This window comes from Sphingosinicella terrae (assembly GCF_003347635.1).
GTDB lineage: Bacteria > Pseudomonadota > Alphaproteobacteria > Sphingomonadales > Sphingomonadaceae > Allosphingosinicella > Allosphingosinicella terrae.
In genome coordinates this window covers 1-13,987 of record NZ_QDFY01000003.1, presented here as the reverse complement: position 1 = coordinate 13,987, position 13,987 = coordinate 1, and the positions used below count along the sequence as shown (strand labels likewise).

15 protein-coding genes are annotated in these 13,987 nt (G+C 68.5%); 8 read left to right on the top strand and 7 right to left on the bottom strand.

Annotated elements, in window-relative coordinates; genetic code table 11:
- Nucleotides 1-37: 37 nt before the first annotated feature.
- Entirely contained in the window at nt 38-433 is a 396-nt protein-coding gene (locus tag DDE10_RS08425) for a cupin domain-containing protein (RefSeq protein WP_114952331.1), read from the bottom strand.
- A 251-nt stretch (nt 434-684) separates the two neighbouring features.
- Between DDE10_RS08425 and DDE10_RS08420 the strand changes: the two genes are divergently transcribed.
- Both DDE10_RS08420 and DDE10_RS08415 read left to right on the top strand, forming a co-directional pair.
- Complete coding sequence (locus tag DDE10_RS08420) at nt 685-1,062, top strand: hypothetical protein (RefSeq protein ID WP_114952330.1); 378 nt, start codon at nt 685-687, stop codon at nt 1,060-1,062.
- A gap of 76 nt (nt 1,063-1,138) precedes the next feature.
- Entirely contained in the window at nt 1,139-1,396 is a 258-nt protein-coding gene (locus tag DDE10_RS08415; RefSeq protein ID WP_114952329.1) for a GlsB/YeaQ/YmgE family stress response membrane protein, read from the top strand.
- A gap of 380 nt (nt 1,397-1,776) precedes the next feature.
- Here the strand turns inward: DDE10_RS08415 and DDE10_RS08410 are convergent, their stop codons facing one another.
- A complete protein-coding gene (locus DDE10_RS08410) occupies nt 1,777-2,868 on the bottom strand; it encodes a class I SAM-dependent methyltransferase (protein ID WP_284734527.1) in 1,092 nt (363 codons plus the stop codon).
- Nucleotides 2,869-2,939: 71 nt separating this feature from the next.
- On the opposite strand from DDE10_RS08410, the gene DDE10_RS08405 reads away from it, so the two are divergent.
- Nucleotides 2,940-4,034: a GlxA family transcriptional regulator gene (locus DDE10_RS08405; RefSeq protein WP_284734526.1), complete on the top strand. Its 1,095-nt coding sequence runs from the start codon at nt 2,940-2,942 to the stop codon at nt 4,032-4,034.
- A gap of 789 nt (nt 4,035-4,823) precedes the next feature.
- On the opposite strand, the gene DDE10_RS08400 is transcribed toward DDE10_RS08405, so the two are convergent.
- Complete coding sequence (locus tag DDE10_RS08400; RefSeq protein ID WP_114952328.1) at nt 4,824-5,309, bottom strand: hypothetical protein; 486 nt, start codon at nt 5,307-5,309, stop codon at nt 4,824-4,826.
- Between the two features lie 193 nt (nt 5,310-5,502).
- Here DDE10_RS08400 and DDE10_RS08395 point away from each other — a divergent pair, with 193 nt between their 5' ends.
- The 3 genes from DDE10_RS08395 (at nt 5,503) to DDE10_RS08385 (ending at nt 7,223) form a co-directional block, all read left to right on the top strand.
- Nucleotides 5,503-6,156, top strand: a complete 654-nt coding sequence (locus DDE10_RS08395) for a glutathione S-transferase family protein (RefSeq protein ID WP_114952327.1) — start codon at nt 5,503-5,505, stop codon at nt 6,154-6,156.
- 374 nt (nt 6,157-6,530) lie between these two features.
- Nucleotides 6,531-6,869, top strand: coding sequence for a hypothetical protein (locus tag DDE10_RS08390; protein WP_114952326.1), 339 nt, complete (start codon nt 6,531-6,533; stop codon nt 6,867-6,869).
- Between the two features lie 51 nt (nt 6,870-6,920).
- A complete protein-coding gene (locus tag DDE10_RS08385) occupies nt 6,921-7,223 on the top strand; it encodes an ASCH domain-containing protein (RefSeq protein ID WP_284734525.1) in 303 nt (100 codons plus the stop codon).
- 77 nt (nt 7,224-7,300) lie between these two features.
- Here DDE10_RS08385 and DDE10_RS08380 read toward each other — a convergent pair whose 3' ends face one another.
- Nucleotides 7,301-8,263, bottom strand: a complete 963-nt coding sequence (locus DDE10_RS08380) for a serine hydrolase (RefSeq protein WP_284734524.1) — start codon at nt 8,261-8,263, stop codon at nt 7,301-7,303.
- Nucleotides 8,264-8,587: 324 nt separating this feature from the next.
- Between DDE10_RS08380 and DDE10_RS08375 the strand changes: the two genes are divergently transcribed.
- Nucleotides 8,588-10,075 (top strand): DUF7125 family protein, encoded by a 1,488-nt coding sequence (locus tag DDE10_RS08375; protein WP_114952324.1) that lies wholly within the window; start codon nt 8,588-8,590, stop codon nt 10,073-10,075.
- Nucleotides 10,072-12,105: a response regulator gene (locus DDE10_RS08370; RefSeq protein WP_349356534.1), complete on the top strand. Its 2,034-nt coding sequence runs from the start codon at nt 10,072-10,074 to the stop codon at nt 12,103-12,105. The genes DDE10_RS08375 and DDE10_RS08370 overlap by 4 nt, the downstream gene beginning before the upstream one ends.
- A gap of 204 nt (nt 12,106-12,309) precedes the next feature.
- Here the strand turns inward: DDE10_RS08370 and DDE10_RS08365 are convergent, their stop codons facing one another.
- The 3 genes from DDE10_RS08365 to DDE10_RS08355 all read right to left on the bottom strand — a co-directional run bounded on the left by DDE10_RS08365 (nt 12,310) and on the right by DDE10_RS08355 (nt 13,777).
- Complete coding sequence (locus tag DDE10_RS08365; RefSeq protein WP_114952323.1) at nt 12,310-12,630, bottom strand: DUF1905 domain-containing protein; 321 nt, start codon at nt 12,628-12,630, stop codon at nt 12,310-12,312.
- Between the two features lie 539 nt (nt 12,631-13,169).
- Nucleotides 13,170-13,460 carry a type II toxin-antitoxin system RelE/ParE family toxin gene (locus DDE10_RS08360; protein WP_114952322.1) on the bottom strand — a complete coding sequence of 97 codons (291 nt, stop codon included), beginning with the start codon at nt 13,458-13,460 and terminating at the stop codon, nt 13,170-13,172.
- Nucleotides 13,457-13,777 (bottom strand): type II toxin-antitoxin system RelB/DinJ family antitoxin, encoded by a 321-nt coding sequence (locus tag DDE10_RS08355; protein ID WP_284734523.1) that lies wholly within the window; start codon nt 13,775-13,777, stop codon nt 13,457-13,459. Before DDE10_RS08355 ends, DDE10_RS08360 begins: the two co-directional genes overlap by 4 nt.
- Nucleotides 13,778-13,987: the final 210 nt, after the last annotated feature.

Sequence of the window (13,987 nt, the reverse complement as noted above, 5' to 3'; positions counted from 1 at the left end):
CCCAATGCCCGTGGCCGATCCCCAGCCCTCCCGCCGCTCACCGCGGCCGGTGCTCGGTGCCCTCCCCGGCGGTGATGAAGATGCAGGTCGCCTCGACCCCCGGCTCGGCATCGGCACGATGCCACACGCCAGGCGGATTGATCGTATAGTCGCCGGGGCCGAGCGTCACCCGCTTTTCCGCCCCGTCCGCCGCCTGCTGGACCAGCGTGGTGCGGCCCGCGATGCAGATCACCACCTCCGCGCCGTTCGGGTGCATCTCCCAATGGCTCCAGCTCTCCGAGAAGCTGTACTGGGACACCAGCCGGCCTTCGGCGCCGTCGCCGGCATGCCGCTCGCCATAAGCGTCGTACCATTCCATCCCGCCCATGGGCGGCTCGATCACGGCCGTGGCGCCGAGACCGAGATGGATCGGATGGGTCGCGAGCTGGGGCATGTTCTCTTTCTCCTTGGTGAATCTACGTCGGGGCCTGGCGCTATCCTGCCGTTCTGGCCTTGGCTTGTACGATCGTGCCAAACGCCTTCGCTCCTACGGCGCCCGCAAGGAAGAGTTGGATGACGAGCGGATGGGCGACTCCTTCGGCTTGACCCCCGGATGTGCGCGCGTCGATCTCCGCGCTCCGTTCGGCTCCGGTTCAGCGCGGATCGACGAGCCTGGTTGGGCGCCACGACCCACAGGAGGCAGAGATGATCCGAAGCCACCCCCTCCTCATCCTCTCGTTCGGACTTGCCGCCTTCGCCGCCCCCGCTGCCGCCCAGATCGCCGCCCCGCGCACCTATCCCTCCGTCGGTGCGGCGAACCCGTTCCTTCCCGACAGCCGCCTGCCCGGGCCCTCCCTTTGGCAGGAAGTCGGCCATCTGCGCGACCGCATCGACCAGGCACGCGAGGCCGGCCTGATCACGCGGCGCGAGGCGCGGCGGCTGAACCGCCAGACCGACCGCATCGCCGCACGCTCCTACACCTACGGCCGCGACGGCCTGTCCGCGTCGGAACGGACGGAGATCGAATCCCGCGCCCGCGCCGTGGAGAGCGCGATCGTGCAGGCGACGACGACCGTCGATTGACTCGCCCCCGGAACGTTTCGCCCTCGAAAGAGTCTTCTCCCTACCGGCTAGCCGCCGGCGCCTCGAGGAGACTGTCATGAGCCTGATCATCATCCTGGTTATTGGAGCGCTCGTCGGCTGGCTCGCCGGCATGATCATGCGCACCGGCGGCGGCATCATCTTCGACATCGTCGTCGGTATCGTCGGCGCCCTGATCGCGGGCTTCCTGTTCGGCGGCGGCGCGTCGATCCTCAACGCCCCGCTCAACGTCATGTCGATCCTCTACTCGCTGATCGGCGCGATCATCCTGCTCGCCATCTACAAGCTCTTCACCCGGGGGAGCCGCCGCCTCTAGGCCGGTCCCTCCCCGACGAAACCGGGCGCCTACCCGAAGTCGGCGCCCGATTTCGTCGTCCATCTTGGGCACGTGAAGCCGCGAAGACGCGAAGGCCCCGCACCCGCCCCACTCCCCGTCATTCCGGCGCAAGCTGGAATCTCCATGGTCTTCGGCAGAGTGGACGGCGATGCCGCCTGCCCCGGATCGCTTGTACGAGCTTCGCAAACCTCTCCGCGTCTCCCGAGAATTTCCGCGAGCAGCCGCCCGTCGCCCCAGGCAGTGGCACCGGGGCCGCTTCGCGTCTTCGCGGCTTCGCGTGCCCGATCTCCGCGCGCCGCAACACGCGCCGCCGCCGGAAACTACCTCCCGTCAGCGCCGTGGCAAGGCGCCGCCGGATCTCACACGCCCGCTTCCAGCACCATGTTGAACGGCGTCGTCGCCGCCCGGCGGACCTGGGTGAGGCCGCCTTCGCGCAGCACCGCCTCGAGCCTCTTCTGCCCCGCCTGCGCGCCCAAAGCAGCGCCGACTTCCTGGCCCAGTGAGGCCGGCACGCAGAAGTTCGTCGAGGCGGCGTAGAAGATCCGCCCCACCGGGTGGAGATTGTCCTCGAGCGCGTCGCCGGCCATCGGCTCGACCAGCATCACCTTGCCGCCCGGTGCCAGCGTGCCGGCGATGTGCCGGGCCGCGCCGACCGGATCGCCCATGTCGTGGAGCGCGTCGAACAGCGTCACGAGGTCGAACTCCGCCTCCGCATAGTCCTGCGCCCGCGCCACCTCGAAGCGGACATTGGGCTGGCCGCCGGCCTTCTCGCGCGCCGCGTCGACCGAGCCCGCGTGGAAGTCGTAGCCGACGAATTGCGAGTTGGGGAAAGCCTCGGCCATGATCAGGGTCGAGGAGCCGAAGCCGCAGCCGATATCGGCCACACGCGCGCCCCGCTCGAGCTTCTCGACCACCCCGTCCAGTGCCGGCAGCCATTCCTGCAGGAGATGGCTCTTGTAGCCGGGCCGGAAGAAGCGGTCGGTGCCGCAGAACAGGCAGTTGCAGTGCTCGGTCCAGCACACGCCGGAGCCGGTCCGGAACGCCTCCGTGAGCTTGGGCCGGTCGGCATAGGTCGAGACCAGGGCGAGGAAACCGCCTGCCATGTTGACCGGGCTGTCGGCGTCGGCGAGCACCGCCGCCTGCTCCGGGCTGAGGTGGAAGCGACCCGCGGCCGCGTCGTAGCTGACATAGCCCGAAGCCGCCTGCGCCGACAGCCATTCGCGCACGTAGCGCTCGTGGGTGCCGGTCGCGTCCGCCAGTTGCCGCGAGGTCATCGCTCCGCCTTTCGCCAGCGCGTCGTAAAGGCCGAGCTCGTCGCCGATGATCACCAGGGCCGCATTCTGGGCGGCGCCGAGCTCGTTCACCATCAGCCCCATCAGGGCCTGGAGCCTGCCTTCGTCGATCGCGGTCGCCGGCTGCGGCTGCGCACTCGTCATCATCTCCGTCTGCATCTCTCATCCTTCCAGGGGGTATGGAATGGCGGACCGGATAGGCGTGGCGCGGCCATCCGATCAGTGGCAATATGGCCACGATGGAGCCGATCCAGCCACAGGGCGGCCGCCCGGGGCCGCAAGGCGCCGCATCCGGCGCCGCCGATCGCCCGCCGATCCAGGTCAGCATCCTCGTCTTCCCCGAAAGCGACCCCTGCATCATCTACGGCATCTACGACACGCTCTGGGCCGCCGGCACCTTCTGGAACGCGATGCAGGGCGCGCCGTCGCGGCCGCTGTTCAGGCCGCGGCTCGTCGCCGCCACCGCCGAACCCCTCCGGCTCTACACCGACGTCACCGTCGTGCCTCATCACGGCATCGACGAGGTCGAGCGCACCGACATCGTCTTCGTGCCCAACGTCATGGTCTATACCGCTGACTGCCTGGGCCGGCTCGACCGGCGGCTGATCGGCTGGATCCGCGAGCAGCACGGCAAGGGCGCGCAGTTCTGCGCCTCCTGCGGCGGCCCGCTCGTCCTCGCCGAGGCGGGGCTGCTCGACGGCCATTGCGCCACCACCCACTGGAGCTACGTCAAGCTGCTGCGCGACCATTTCCCCAAAGTCGACGTCCAGCCCAACCGCATCCTGACCCAGAGCGGCGCCGGCCACGGCCTGGTATGCTCGGGCGGCTCCTCCTCCTGGCAGGATCTCTGCCTCTACCTCATCGCCCGCCACGGCGGTATCGCCGAAGCGCTGCGCGTCTCGCGCCTCTTCCTCTATCAGTGGCACCGCGATGGCCAACAGCCTTATGCCTCGATGGTCGCCAATGTCGGCCATGACGATCCGGCGATCCGCCAGTGCCAGTCCTGGCTCGCCGACCATTATCCCCGCGCCGACGCGATCCGCGAGGCGTCGCGCCTCTCAGGCCTGCCCAAGCGCTCCTTCGACCGCCGCTTCCGCGCCGCCACCGGCTACGCGCCTCTGGCCTACGTCCAGTCCCTGCGCGTCGAGGAAGCCAAGCAGATGCTGGAGACCGGCAACGATCCGGTCGAGGAGATCGGCCGCCAGGTCGGCTACGAGGATCCCGCCTCGTTCCGGCGGCTGTTCCGCCGGCTGGTGGGGATGGGCCCGGGCGACTATCGCCGCAAATTCCAGGTCCCGCACAATGTGATGGCGCAGCTCGCGTAGGGCCAAGCCCTCGGCCATCGCGTCACATTGGTTCGATCGTCCCGAGCGAAGTCGAGGGGCGCACCGACTGCCTGGTTGTCGCAACCCTGGCTGGCGACGAGTCGACATTTGATTCCGCTCGGCCGACGATGGCGCCGTATTCCACAGTCGATAGAACGGGGGTAGCAATGTCGCGTTCGGTTGCGGGTGCAAGTTGGGCCACCACAGCCATTATCGCGCTGGTATTGTCCGCCTGCAGCGTGTCGGTTGAACCGGATTTTGGCCGCGCTTGCGCCGAAAGCCTCGCTCATCATGCTCTGTCTAATCCGGCGACGCCAACGATAGGCGCAAATCTGGCCGGGCGCATAGGGCTAGGCCCGCCCGCAGATCTGGAGGCGCCACCGCTGGAGACGAAGCAGCTGGAATTCGCAACGCCTGACGGGGCCATGCACTATTTCGCGATAGCGGGGCCGGACTGGACACGTGCGGCTCTAATCCGCACCACAGGACATTCGCAGTCGCCGCTCATCCGCTTCTATGTGATCGATCGGGATGGCAATCTAGTCCAGGCGACGGAGGCCCAGTCCTCGCGTTACCAAGATCAACCCCGAAGATCAGAGCGTAAGGGAAGCTTTCCGCGTCGAGCAGGAACTCTGGCGGACAGCGGGTCGAGACGACGCTTGTGGGCGCGGCTGAGATTCTCGTCGTCCGACAACCCGCTCCCTTCATTCTACAGAGCGCCTCGGCCGGTGCCTCCCAAAGGAGCGAGAGCGAGGCCGGCTCAAGTGGGAGGCTAGGCCCGCGTCACCGCTAGGGACGATCGTCAGCGTCGAAGGCGCTTTCCAGCACGTCGTGGAGTGCATGAGCCGCTTCGCTCCAGCAGGTGAGATCGTCGGGAGCCGCGCCAGTTCCGGCGCCGTTCGTGACGATCAGGACCGGCGTTCCGCCATTGCTGATGATGACCGTTTCCCGCGGCCCGCCGAAGCGGCATCCCGGCACCTCGAGCCCTTCGGCAACGGCGCGGCTATAGGCCTGGCGAACCGCGGCGAGACGCTCGGCGTCAAGCCTCCCCCTGCTCACCGGCCGGTCCAGGGCTCTTTGCTCGCACAGGCGGCGGGCCGCGCGCGGCGTGAAGGCATATTCCCCGGCCTCCAGATCCAGCCGCACGTTTCCGGCGGGACACCATTCCGAATGCCCCAGCGTGGCGACGATCCAGGCCGTCCCGCCGGAATCCGCCGGCCCTTGCGAAGGGGCGGCCTGATGAGCGGCGAGAAAGGCAGCCAGCACGGCGATCATGGAGCCGATTTCCCACGGCCGGAAGCAGCCTGCAACGGGTTCCATCACGGCCTAGGCCGATCCGCCTCTCTGCCGGTCCGGCCGTTCAACGGCCGAAAGCCGACGCTGACAGACTTTCGGATGGTTGGTGGATCGGGCAAGCTTGCAGGCCGACAGGGGCTCAAGAGGCCCAGCGCACAACCCGGAGCTCACCATGACCCCCACCATCACCGCCTTCGAAAGCTCCCCCGACCGCGGCCGCGGCCTCGCCCGCGACATGCGGGTGCGCTGGGCCTTCGAGGAAGTGGGGCAGCGCTACGACGTGCGCCTGGTCTCCTTCGCGCAGATGAAGCAGCCCGCGCATCTCGCCGTCCATCCGTTCGGCCAGATCCCGACCTACGAGGAAGGCGGCCTCGCTCTGTTCGAATCCGGCGCGATCGTGCTGCACATCGCCGAGCGCCATCCCGGCCTGCTTCCCGAGGATCCGGATGCCCGCTCGCGCGCGATCGGATGGATGTTCGCCGCGGTGAACACGGTCGAGCCACCGATCGTCGAGCGATCGATGGCCGGCGTCCTGGAGCGCGACGAGCCCTGGTACGAGGCACGCCTGCCGATGCTCGACGAACGCATCCGCGCCCGCCTGGGCCAGCTCTCCGACCGGCTCGGCGATTCGGACTGGTTGGACGGCGCCTTCAGCGCCGCCGACATCATGATGGTCACGGTGCTGCGCCGGCTCGATGGCTCGGGCCTGCTCGAGGCGCATCCGAGCCTCCCCGCCTACATCGCTCGCGGCGAGGCCCGCCCCGCCTATCAGCGCGCCTTCGCCGACCAGCTCGCGGTGTTCGCGCGGGCCCAGGCGGCGGGCTGACCCGGGTTCGAGGATAGGCCGCCCGCCGGTCCACCCTGGGTCGACCAGATCGCCGAGATCGTCATCCCGGGCCGGGACAGGCGGCCCGGGCCTCCCCCTCGTCGCCCCTGCGAAGGCAGGGGCCCAAGCGGGGTCGATGAGAGGCTATACCGCTGTTCCACCGGCGAACCACATCGGTTGCCGAGGGGACCATTCGACGCTCCTGGTGACGATATCGCGCACAGATTGGGCCCCTGCCTGCGCAGGGGCGAAGTGAGTGTCTCGGCTTTCGCCTCGATGGCGGATTTGCGGAGCCGGCGCGCCTGGCTGGGCAGGCCGGTCATGACTTCGCCGCATTCGACGACGACTCTGCCCCGTCCCTCGTGGAGATGGCGATGGCGGCGCTGTTCGCTCTGGCACTTCAGGCGGCCTCCGCGCCGCCACCGATCATGCCCCTGCCCTTCGACCTGCGGACGATCCCCTCCGATCAGGGCCGCGGCGGCCCGGAGACCTGCGGCGAGACGGAGGGAGACGAAATCCTCGTCTGCGGCCGGCGGCGCGACGATGAACGCTACCGCGTGCGGATGCCCGCGAACCCCTATGCGGAAGCGCCGGTCCGCGCCGGGATGGGCCTCGGCGGCGGCGCGACCGCCGTCGTCCAGGTCCAGAGCGTCGAGTTTCCCGCAGGGCAGATCAGCAAGCGCGCGCTCGTGACGATCAGGGTGCCCTTCTAGCAAGCTGCTGAAGCATCCTGCGCGGCGCCGCGTGCCCGTGCGGCGGCTTTCATGATAGCCACTCGCCTTATGCAGTTCACCAAGCGCCTGCGCCAGGGCGTCCGCGAGGGCCGTATCACCTGCAGCGTCCGGATCTGGCAAAGCCCGCGCGTGCGTGCCGGCGGCCTCTATCCGATGGAGGGCGGCCACATCCTGGTCGAGTCGATCCGCCAGATCGCCTTGTCGGACCTAGACGGCGATCTCGCCCGCCGTTCGGGCTTCGACGGCGTCATCGACCTGCTCAAGGTGGCGAAGCACGGCAGCGGCCGGAACGTCTACCTCGTCGAATTCGAGTTCATTCCCGCGTCAGGCTGACCTGCGCTCGCTCCCGAGGCTCTGTTGTGTCGTGCAGGTCCCGGGCAAGCCGGGGAGCGATGAAGGTCAGCCTCGGCTCAGCATTGCGCGGCGACGGGCCTCCCGCCGAGCGAGCAGGCGCCGGACGGCTGGCTGGGCTGGCTTGCGGCGCCGGCCTCTCCGCCGGACGAAGCCTGGGTCAGGCGCCCGCCCAGTCCTTGCAATCCCTGAAGCCCCTGGAGCCCTCCGGCCTGCCGGCGCGGATCGAAGGCGTCGTAGATCGCCCGCGCGGCGGTCGAGATCACCGCCGGCCGGTTCTCCCCATAGCGGGCGAAGAAGACCACGGCGATGCGCCGGCCTTCCGGTGTCGTGAAATAGCCGACGTCGCCGGTATAGCCGTTGAGGGTACCGGTCTTGTGCGCGACCTGGGCGCCCGGCGGCAGCAGGCCGCGGATCCGGTTCGATCCGGTCGCGCAGCGCCGCATCATGTCGAGCAGCAGCGCCCGGCTGTTGGTGCTCAGCGCGTCGCCGGAGGCGATCAGCCGGAGCAGCCCGAGCATCGCCTCGGGGGTGCTCGAATCCCGGATGTCGCGAAGGTCGCGGCGGTCGGCGAGCAGTTGGGCGATGGTGCGGTCGACCCGAATGCCCGTGAGGCGGTGGCGGCGCAGCCAGCCGTCGATCGCCGCCGGCCCGCCGAGCGCGTTCATGAGGATGTCGGTCGCGCGATTGTTGCTGCGCGTGATCATCGAGTCCATCAGGCTGTGGACGGTGACGCCTCCGATCTCGTCGGCGAGGCTGCGGCGGCCGGCATCCACTTCCTCCAGATAGGCGGCGGCGACGGCGATCTTCATCGTGCTCGCCATCGGGAAGGGCTCGTTGCCGTTGAAGCTGACCATGGCCCCGGTCTGGAGGTCCAGCGCCGCAATGCCATATTCGCCCGGATTCTCGGTCGCGAGCGCGGCAAGGCGCTGCTCGAGCGATTGGATCGGGGGGGCGTATTGGGCCAGTGCCGGCTGGGCCGAGAAAGCAACAAGCCAGGCCAGCAATCCCACGAACCGCATCCGAAACCCTCCCGCCATTGATCCTGGGCGGTCCCGTCTCCGGAATTCCCCGCCATCACTGCATCATAGGTGCATTGGTTTACGTCCGTCATGAATTCATCTTCATGTTCAGACGGATTCGCCCCGATTTCGTCTCGGTTCGCCGCGTGCAGCGTCGCATGGACCCATTTTACCGTTCCCGTCGTTTCGGCAACCGCACGACCGGCTGCTCCCTCGTCCCCGAAGGAGAGGTGCCGGTTCGACCGGCTGCACGTCGTGCTGCCCGGGCAATGGAGTGGCGGAAACGAGCGTGCCCGATGCTGCGGCACCTGAAGGAGATCGTTCTTGTTTCAAACGGATACGGGCGACGCAGGCACCGGCATCGAAGGTTTGGATCGCATTCTCGGCGGCGGGCTCGCGCGCGGCCGGGTCTTCCTCCTCGAGGGCAATCCGGGCACCGGCAAGACGACGGTCGCCTCCCAGTTCCTCATCGCCGGCGCCGCGGCGGGCGAGCGGACGCTCTACATCACCCTATCGGAGACCGAGGACGAGCTGCGCGCCAGCGCGGCTTCTCATGGCTGGTCGCTGGACGGTGTCGACCTGTTCGAGCTGGTCCCACCGGAGAGCCTGCTCGACGATGACCAGCAGCAGAGCCTGCTTTATTCTTCCGACCTCGAGCTGGGCGAGACCACAAAGCGGATCTTCGAGGCCTTCGAACGGGTGAAGCCGGACCGGGTCGTGCTCGACAGCCTGTCCGAGATCAGGCTGCTGGCGCAGAGTTCGCTTCGCTACCGGCGCCAGATCCTCGCGCTGAAACACTATTTCTCGCGCCAGACGACCACCGTCCTGATGCTCGATGATCTCACCACCGAAACGCTCGACAAGACCGTCCACAGCGTCGCCCACGGCGTGGTTCGCCTCGAGGAACTGGCGCCCGAATATGGCTCCGAGCGGCGGCGGCTGCGGGTGATCAAGTATCGCGGCCGCCGGTTCCGCGGCGGCTTTCACGATTTCTCCATCCTGGAGGGCGGCGTTCGCGTCTTCCCCCGCCTCGTCGCCGCCGAGCACAAGAAGAGCTTCACGCGGGATCTGCTGCCGAGCCGGTCTCCGGAGCTCGACGCCTTGCTCGGCGGCGGCGTCGAGCGCGGCTCGAGCGTCCTCATCCTCGGCCCCGCCGGCACCGGCAAGTCGCTGCTGGCGCTCACCTTCGTCCAGGCGGCGGTCGACCGCGGCGAGCGCGCGGCCATGTTCGTCTTCGACGAAGAGCTGGGGCTCCTGAAGGATCGAGCGGTCGGTCTCGGAATCGATCTCCAGAAGATGGTGGACAAGGAGCTGCTCGTGCTGGAGCAGGTCGACGCCGCCGAGCTCAGCCCAGGCGAATTGTCCGAACGGGTGCGGCGCTGCGTCGAGCAGCATGGCGCCAGGACCGTCGTCGTCGACAGCCTCAATGGCTACCAGGCGGCCATGCCCGGCGAGAGCGCCCTCGTCCTCCATCTGCACGAGCTGCTGCAATATTTGAACCGGCAGGGCGCGACCACGTTCTTGACAGTGGCGCAGCATGGACTTGTCGGCGACATGAAATCTCCGGTCGATGTGACCTATCTCGCCGACACGGTGGTGCTGCTTCGCTATTTCGAGGCGACCGGCCGCGTCCGCCGCGCCATCTCCGTCGTCAAGAAGCGAAGCGGCGCGCACGAGGACACGATCCGCGAATATCAGATCGGTGCACGAGGCATCACGCTCGGTCAGCCGCTCGACGCCTTCCAGGGCGTGCTGAGGGGCGTTCCCGTCCTGGTCGGCGACACCGCGCTGCTCGACCGTCGCAACGCGTGAAGCGGACGACCATTTCGGAGCGGGCGCTCGTTCTCGCGCCGCGCGGACGCGACGCCGCGATCGCGGCCGCCATGCTGCGCGAGAGCGGGATCGAGGCGGATGCCTGTCCCTCGCTGGCCTCGCTCATCGACGAGCTCGACAGGGGCGCGGCCTTCATCGTGGTCACCGAGGAAGCGATCGCCACGGCCGACGTCCGGCCGCTGGCCCAGTGGATCGGCAGCCAGGAGGAATGGTCGGACCTGCCGATCATCCTGATCACCAGCCGCGGCGGCGGGCTCGAGCGCAATCCCGCCGCGGTCCGGCACCTCGACCTGCTCGGCAACGTCACCTTCCTCGAGCGCCCCTTCCATCCGACCACCCTGGTCAGCCTCGCCCGCTCCGCCTTGCGCGGGCGGCGGCGCCAATATGACGCCCGCGCCCGCCTGATCGCGCTGCGCGACAGCGAGACGCGGTTTCGCACCCTGTTCGACACGATGGACGAGGGCTTCTGCGTCATCCGCTTCGTCGATGGGCCCGAAGGCCCGCTTTCCGATTATGTCCATGTCCAGGCCAATCCCGCCTATGAACGCCACGCCGGGCTGCGGAACGTGGTCGGAAAGTCGGTGCGCGAGCTGGTGCCGGACGAGGCCGGCGGCTGGATCGAGCTCTACCGCAACGTGCTCGTCACCGGTGAGCCGATGCGGTTCGAGCGCGAGCTGGTGGCGACCGCCAAGCATCTCGAGCTCGCCGCCTTCCGGGTGGAGCCCGCGAGTCGGCGCGAGGTCGCCGTCATCTTTCAGGACATCACCGAGCGCCGCCGCGCCGAAAGGGCGCTTCGCGAGCTGAACGATACGCTCGAGCGGCGGGTCGACGCGGCCTTGGCCGAGCGCGAGGCGGCGATCGCCCAGCTTCACCAGGCGCAGAAACTCGAGACGATCGGCCAGCTCACCGGCGGCGTCGCCCACGACTTCAACAACCTGCTGACGCCGATCACCGGCATTCTCGACCTGCTGGGCAAGCGCTACCGGGACGACCCGCGCTCCGCGCGGCTGATCGCGGGCGCGCTCGAATCGGCCGAGCGCGCGAAGATCCTCGTTCAGCGGCTGCTGGGCTTCGCCCGCCGTCAGCTGCTCACCACCCGGCCGGTCGATCTCGCCGACCTGATCGACGGCATGCGAGATCTCATCGCCAGCTCGGTCGGTTCGGGGATCGAGCTCAGGATCGTCGCGCCCGACGATCTGCCGCCGGCGATGGCGGATCCGAGCCAGCTCGAGCTCGCCATTCTCAATCTGTGCGTCAATGCACGCGACGCGATGCCGAAGGGCGGCCTCCTCACCATCGCGGCAGAGCCGGTGGTGATCGGTCCGGGCAGCGAGCTCGAGCTCGCGCCCGGTGCTTATCTGCGGCTTTCGGTGGTCGACAACGGGACCGGGATGGACGAGGCGACGCTCGCCCGCGCCGTCGAGCCCTTCTTCTCGACCAAGGAGCTCGGCAAGGGCACCGGCCTCGGCCTCTCCATGGTCCACGGCCTCGCCGCCCAGCTCGGCGGCACCTTCCGCCTGACCAGCGTCCTCGGCAGGGGCACGCGCGGCGACCTCTACCTCCGAGCCGCCGAAGCCGGGAGCGGCGTCGCCCGCCTGCGGCCCGCGCCTCAGGAGGTCGAGGCGATCGGCGAGGCGCTCACCATCCTCCTCGTCGACGACGAGGACCTGGTCCGCGCGGGCACCGCGGAGATGCTCCGCGACATGGGCCACCGCGTCTACGAGGCGACCGGCGGCGTCCAGGCGCTGGCCCTGCTCGAGCGCAATCCCGACATCGAGGTGCTGGTCACCGACTATATGATGCCGCGGATGGACGGCGCGGCGCTGGCCGAGACGGTGCGCGAGCGCTTCGGCCACGTCGCCGTCCTGGTGGTGACCGGCTATGCCGGCGGCGATCTCGAGCTGCCCTTTCCCCAGCTCGGCAAGCCCTTCCGCCAGGCCGACCTTGCCGCCGCCCTGCGCAATGTCCTCGGCGACAATGTCGTGCCGATGCCGCGCCGGCGCGGATAAGACCCCCGGCCTCACCCACCGGCATCGTCCGGGCCGAGCCGCCCCATCCGTTCGGGCTTAGCCTGTCGAAGCCCTCCCCATCCTGTATGCGGCGGCGCCCAGCCCCACCCGTTCGGGCTGAGCCTGTCGAAGTCCTTCCCTCCCTTGCACCTGGGCGGAAGGCACCGAGTGCGATGCCGGCCGACGCCGGCCGGCATCGAGAGTCTAAAGCAGCCCCAGCTCGACCTCGACCGGATCCCCTTCCTCCAGCCCCTCGGCCCGGCAGATCGCCTTCTTGACCGGCAGGAACCAGCCGCCGGCTTTCTGCGGGAAGACCGAGGTCGACCACCGGCTCGCTCCGACCCGGACCTCCACCTTCACCGATCCGAAGCCCCGCCGCCGCCCCAGCTCGAGCCGCCGCTCGAGCTCGTGCCCGGCGATCGTCTCCGCCGCCTCCCCATCGATCCCGACATAGCCGATGTCGCCATATTGCTCGGTCCGCCAGACGAGCAGAGGCGCAGTGAAATGCACGGTGACGGCGTCCATACGACCTCCCGGCGAGCCGGAGCCAAAGCGGCCCCAGCATCGATCGCCGAATGCTTGTTCCCCTTTTGATCTTGACTTTCAAGCCCCTTCGTGCCAAGCATGCCGCGGACCCCACCCGCCCGCGCGGGAGCTCCACCGCCCGTTCGCATCGTGAAGATCCGCAACACCCCGCGCCGCTATCCACGGCCGCGGCCAACGCGCCATGCCTCCTCCCTCTCCCCTTGCGGGAGAGGGAAAGCGGCGAAGCCGCAGGGTGAGGAAATGAGGCGGTCGAGCGCCCCCCGTCCGTCGCCCCCGCGAACGCAGGGGTCCAAGCGGTGCCCGACATCGTCACGACGGCCGGCCGGAGCGCCCCCCCGTCCGTCGCCCCTGCGAAGGCAGGGGGCCAAGCAGAGTTCGACCTCGTCACGACGACCGGTGGTGTCCCCCGTAGGCTCATCATCGCACGGTGGACCATCGTCACGCCCTTCATCAACGCCGCTTGGGCGCCTGCTTTTGCAGGGGCGACGAGGGAGAGGCAGGCCGAGGACGCCTGGCGCTTACGCCTCAAGATCGTCCGGCCACAGCCGCGCGGCATGGATCACCCGCAAGATACGAACCACATCCTCCAGGATTCGGTACGGCATCACATAAGGCGCCCCGCTCACCGGGATTTCGCCTGTTCCCTCCACGCGGCCTGGTCGGCCGCTCTCGGGGAAGTCGGACAAGCGCCGCACCGCGAGCGAGATGCGCTCGTCGACGCCCGCCGCTGCGATGGGGTCCGCTTTCATGATATGATCGAAGATCGCCTCACGGTCCCGCAGAGCGAGCGGCGACCATTCGATCCTCATCTGGGATCGCCGGACCCTGCCCTTCTCGCAGCGGCGCGACGCCGAGCGAAATGGGCTTCCACATCTTCATCGGACGTTGCCGGCCGGAGATCGTCCAGCGCTGCCTGCACCTTCCGACGGAACCACGCATCATAGGCCTCGGAATCCGCGATCAGCTCGATCGGCAGGACCCCCTCCCGCGCCGTGCGCGTGAGCAATATCCGGACCGCGTCGGAAACGGTCATGCCCACCTCCGCCAGAACCTGGCTGGCACGCTCCTTCACCTTTTTGTCGATCCTCGTCTGGACGAGCGAATTTTCAGCCATGAACGCCTCCACTTGTCTTGTACTGCATTTGAATGACATTAGCCAGAGGAGGTGAGGCGCGAACGGCGCCGATGGCACCCGTCACCTTCGTCACCTTTATGCCTCGCCCAGGCGCTTCGACCGCACCCTAGAGCATGATCATCTTAGACTGAAGCATATCCGCTGTTTGCGAGGTAGTTCGCGCATTCGGCAGGTTGGAAGTGGTCGAGGAGGGTTCCGATC

Excerpts from the sequence above, each read along its gene's own strand:
- DDE10_RS08425 (WP_114952331.1), bottom strand. The coding sequence starts at position 433 with ATGCCCCAGCTCGCGACCCATCCGATCCATCTCGGTCTCGGCGCCACG.
- DDE10_RS08420 (WP_114952330.1), top strand. The coding sequence starts at position 685 with ATGATCCGAAGCCACCCCCTCCTCATCCTCTCGTTCGGACTTGCCGCC.
- DDE10_RS08415 (WP_114952329.1), top strand. The coding sequence starts at position 1,139 with ATGAGCCTGATCATCATCCTGGTTATTGGAGCGCTCGTCGGCTGGCTC.
- DDE10_RS08410 (WP_284734527.1), bottom strand. The coding sequence starts at position 2,868 with ATGCAGACGGAGATGATGACGAGTGCGCAGCCGCAGCCGGCGACCGCG.
- DDE10_RS08405 (WP_284734526.1), top strand. The coding sequence starts at position 2,940 with ATGGCCACGATGGAGCCGATCCAGCCACAGGGCGGCCGCCCGGGGCCG.
- DDE10_RS08400 (WP_114952328.1), bottom strand. The coding sequence starts at position 5,309 with ATGATCGCCGTGCTGGCTGCCTTTCTCGCCGCTCATCAGGCCGCCCCT.
- DDE10_RS08395 (WP_114952327.1), top strand. The coding sequence starts at position 5,503 with ATGACCCCCACCATCACCGCCTTCGAAAGCTCCCCCGACCGCGGCCGC.
- DDE10_RS08390 (WP_114952326.1), top strand. The coding sequence starts at position 6,531 with ATGGCGGCGCTGTTCGCTCTGGCACTTCAGGCGGCCTCCGCGCCGCCA.
- DDE10_RS08385 (WP_284734525.1), top strand. The coding sequence starts at position 6,921 with ATGATAGCCACTCGCCTTATGCAGTTCACCAAGCGCCTGCGCCAGGGC.
- DDE10_RS08380 (WP_284734524.1), bottom strand. The coding sequence starts at position 8,263 with ATGCGGTTCGTGGGATTGCTGGCCTGGCTTGTTGCTTTCTCGGCCCAG.
- DDE10_RS08365 (WP_114952323.1), bottom strand. The coding sequence starts at position 12,630 with ATGGACGCCGTCACCGTGCATTTCACTGCGCCTCTGCTCGTCTGGCGG.
- DDE10_RS08360 (WP_114952322.1), bottom strand. The coding sequence starts at position 13,460 with ATGAGGATCGAATGGTCGCCGCTCGCTCTGCGGGACCGTGAGGCGATC.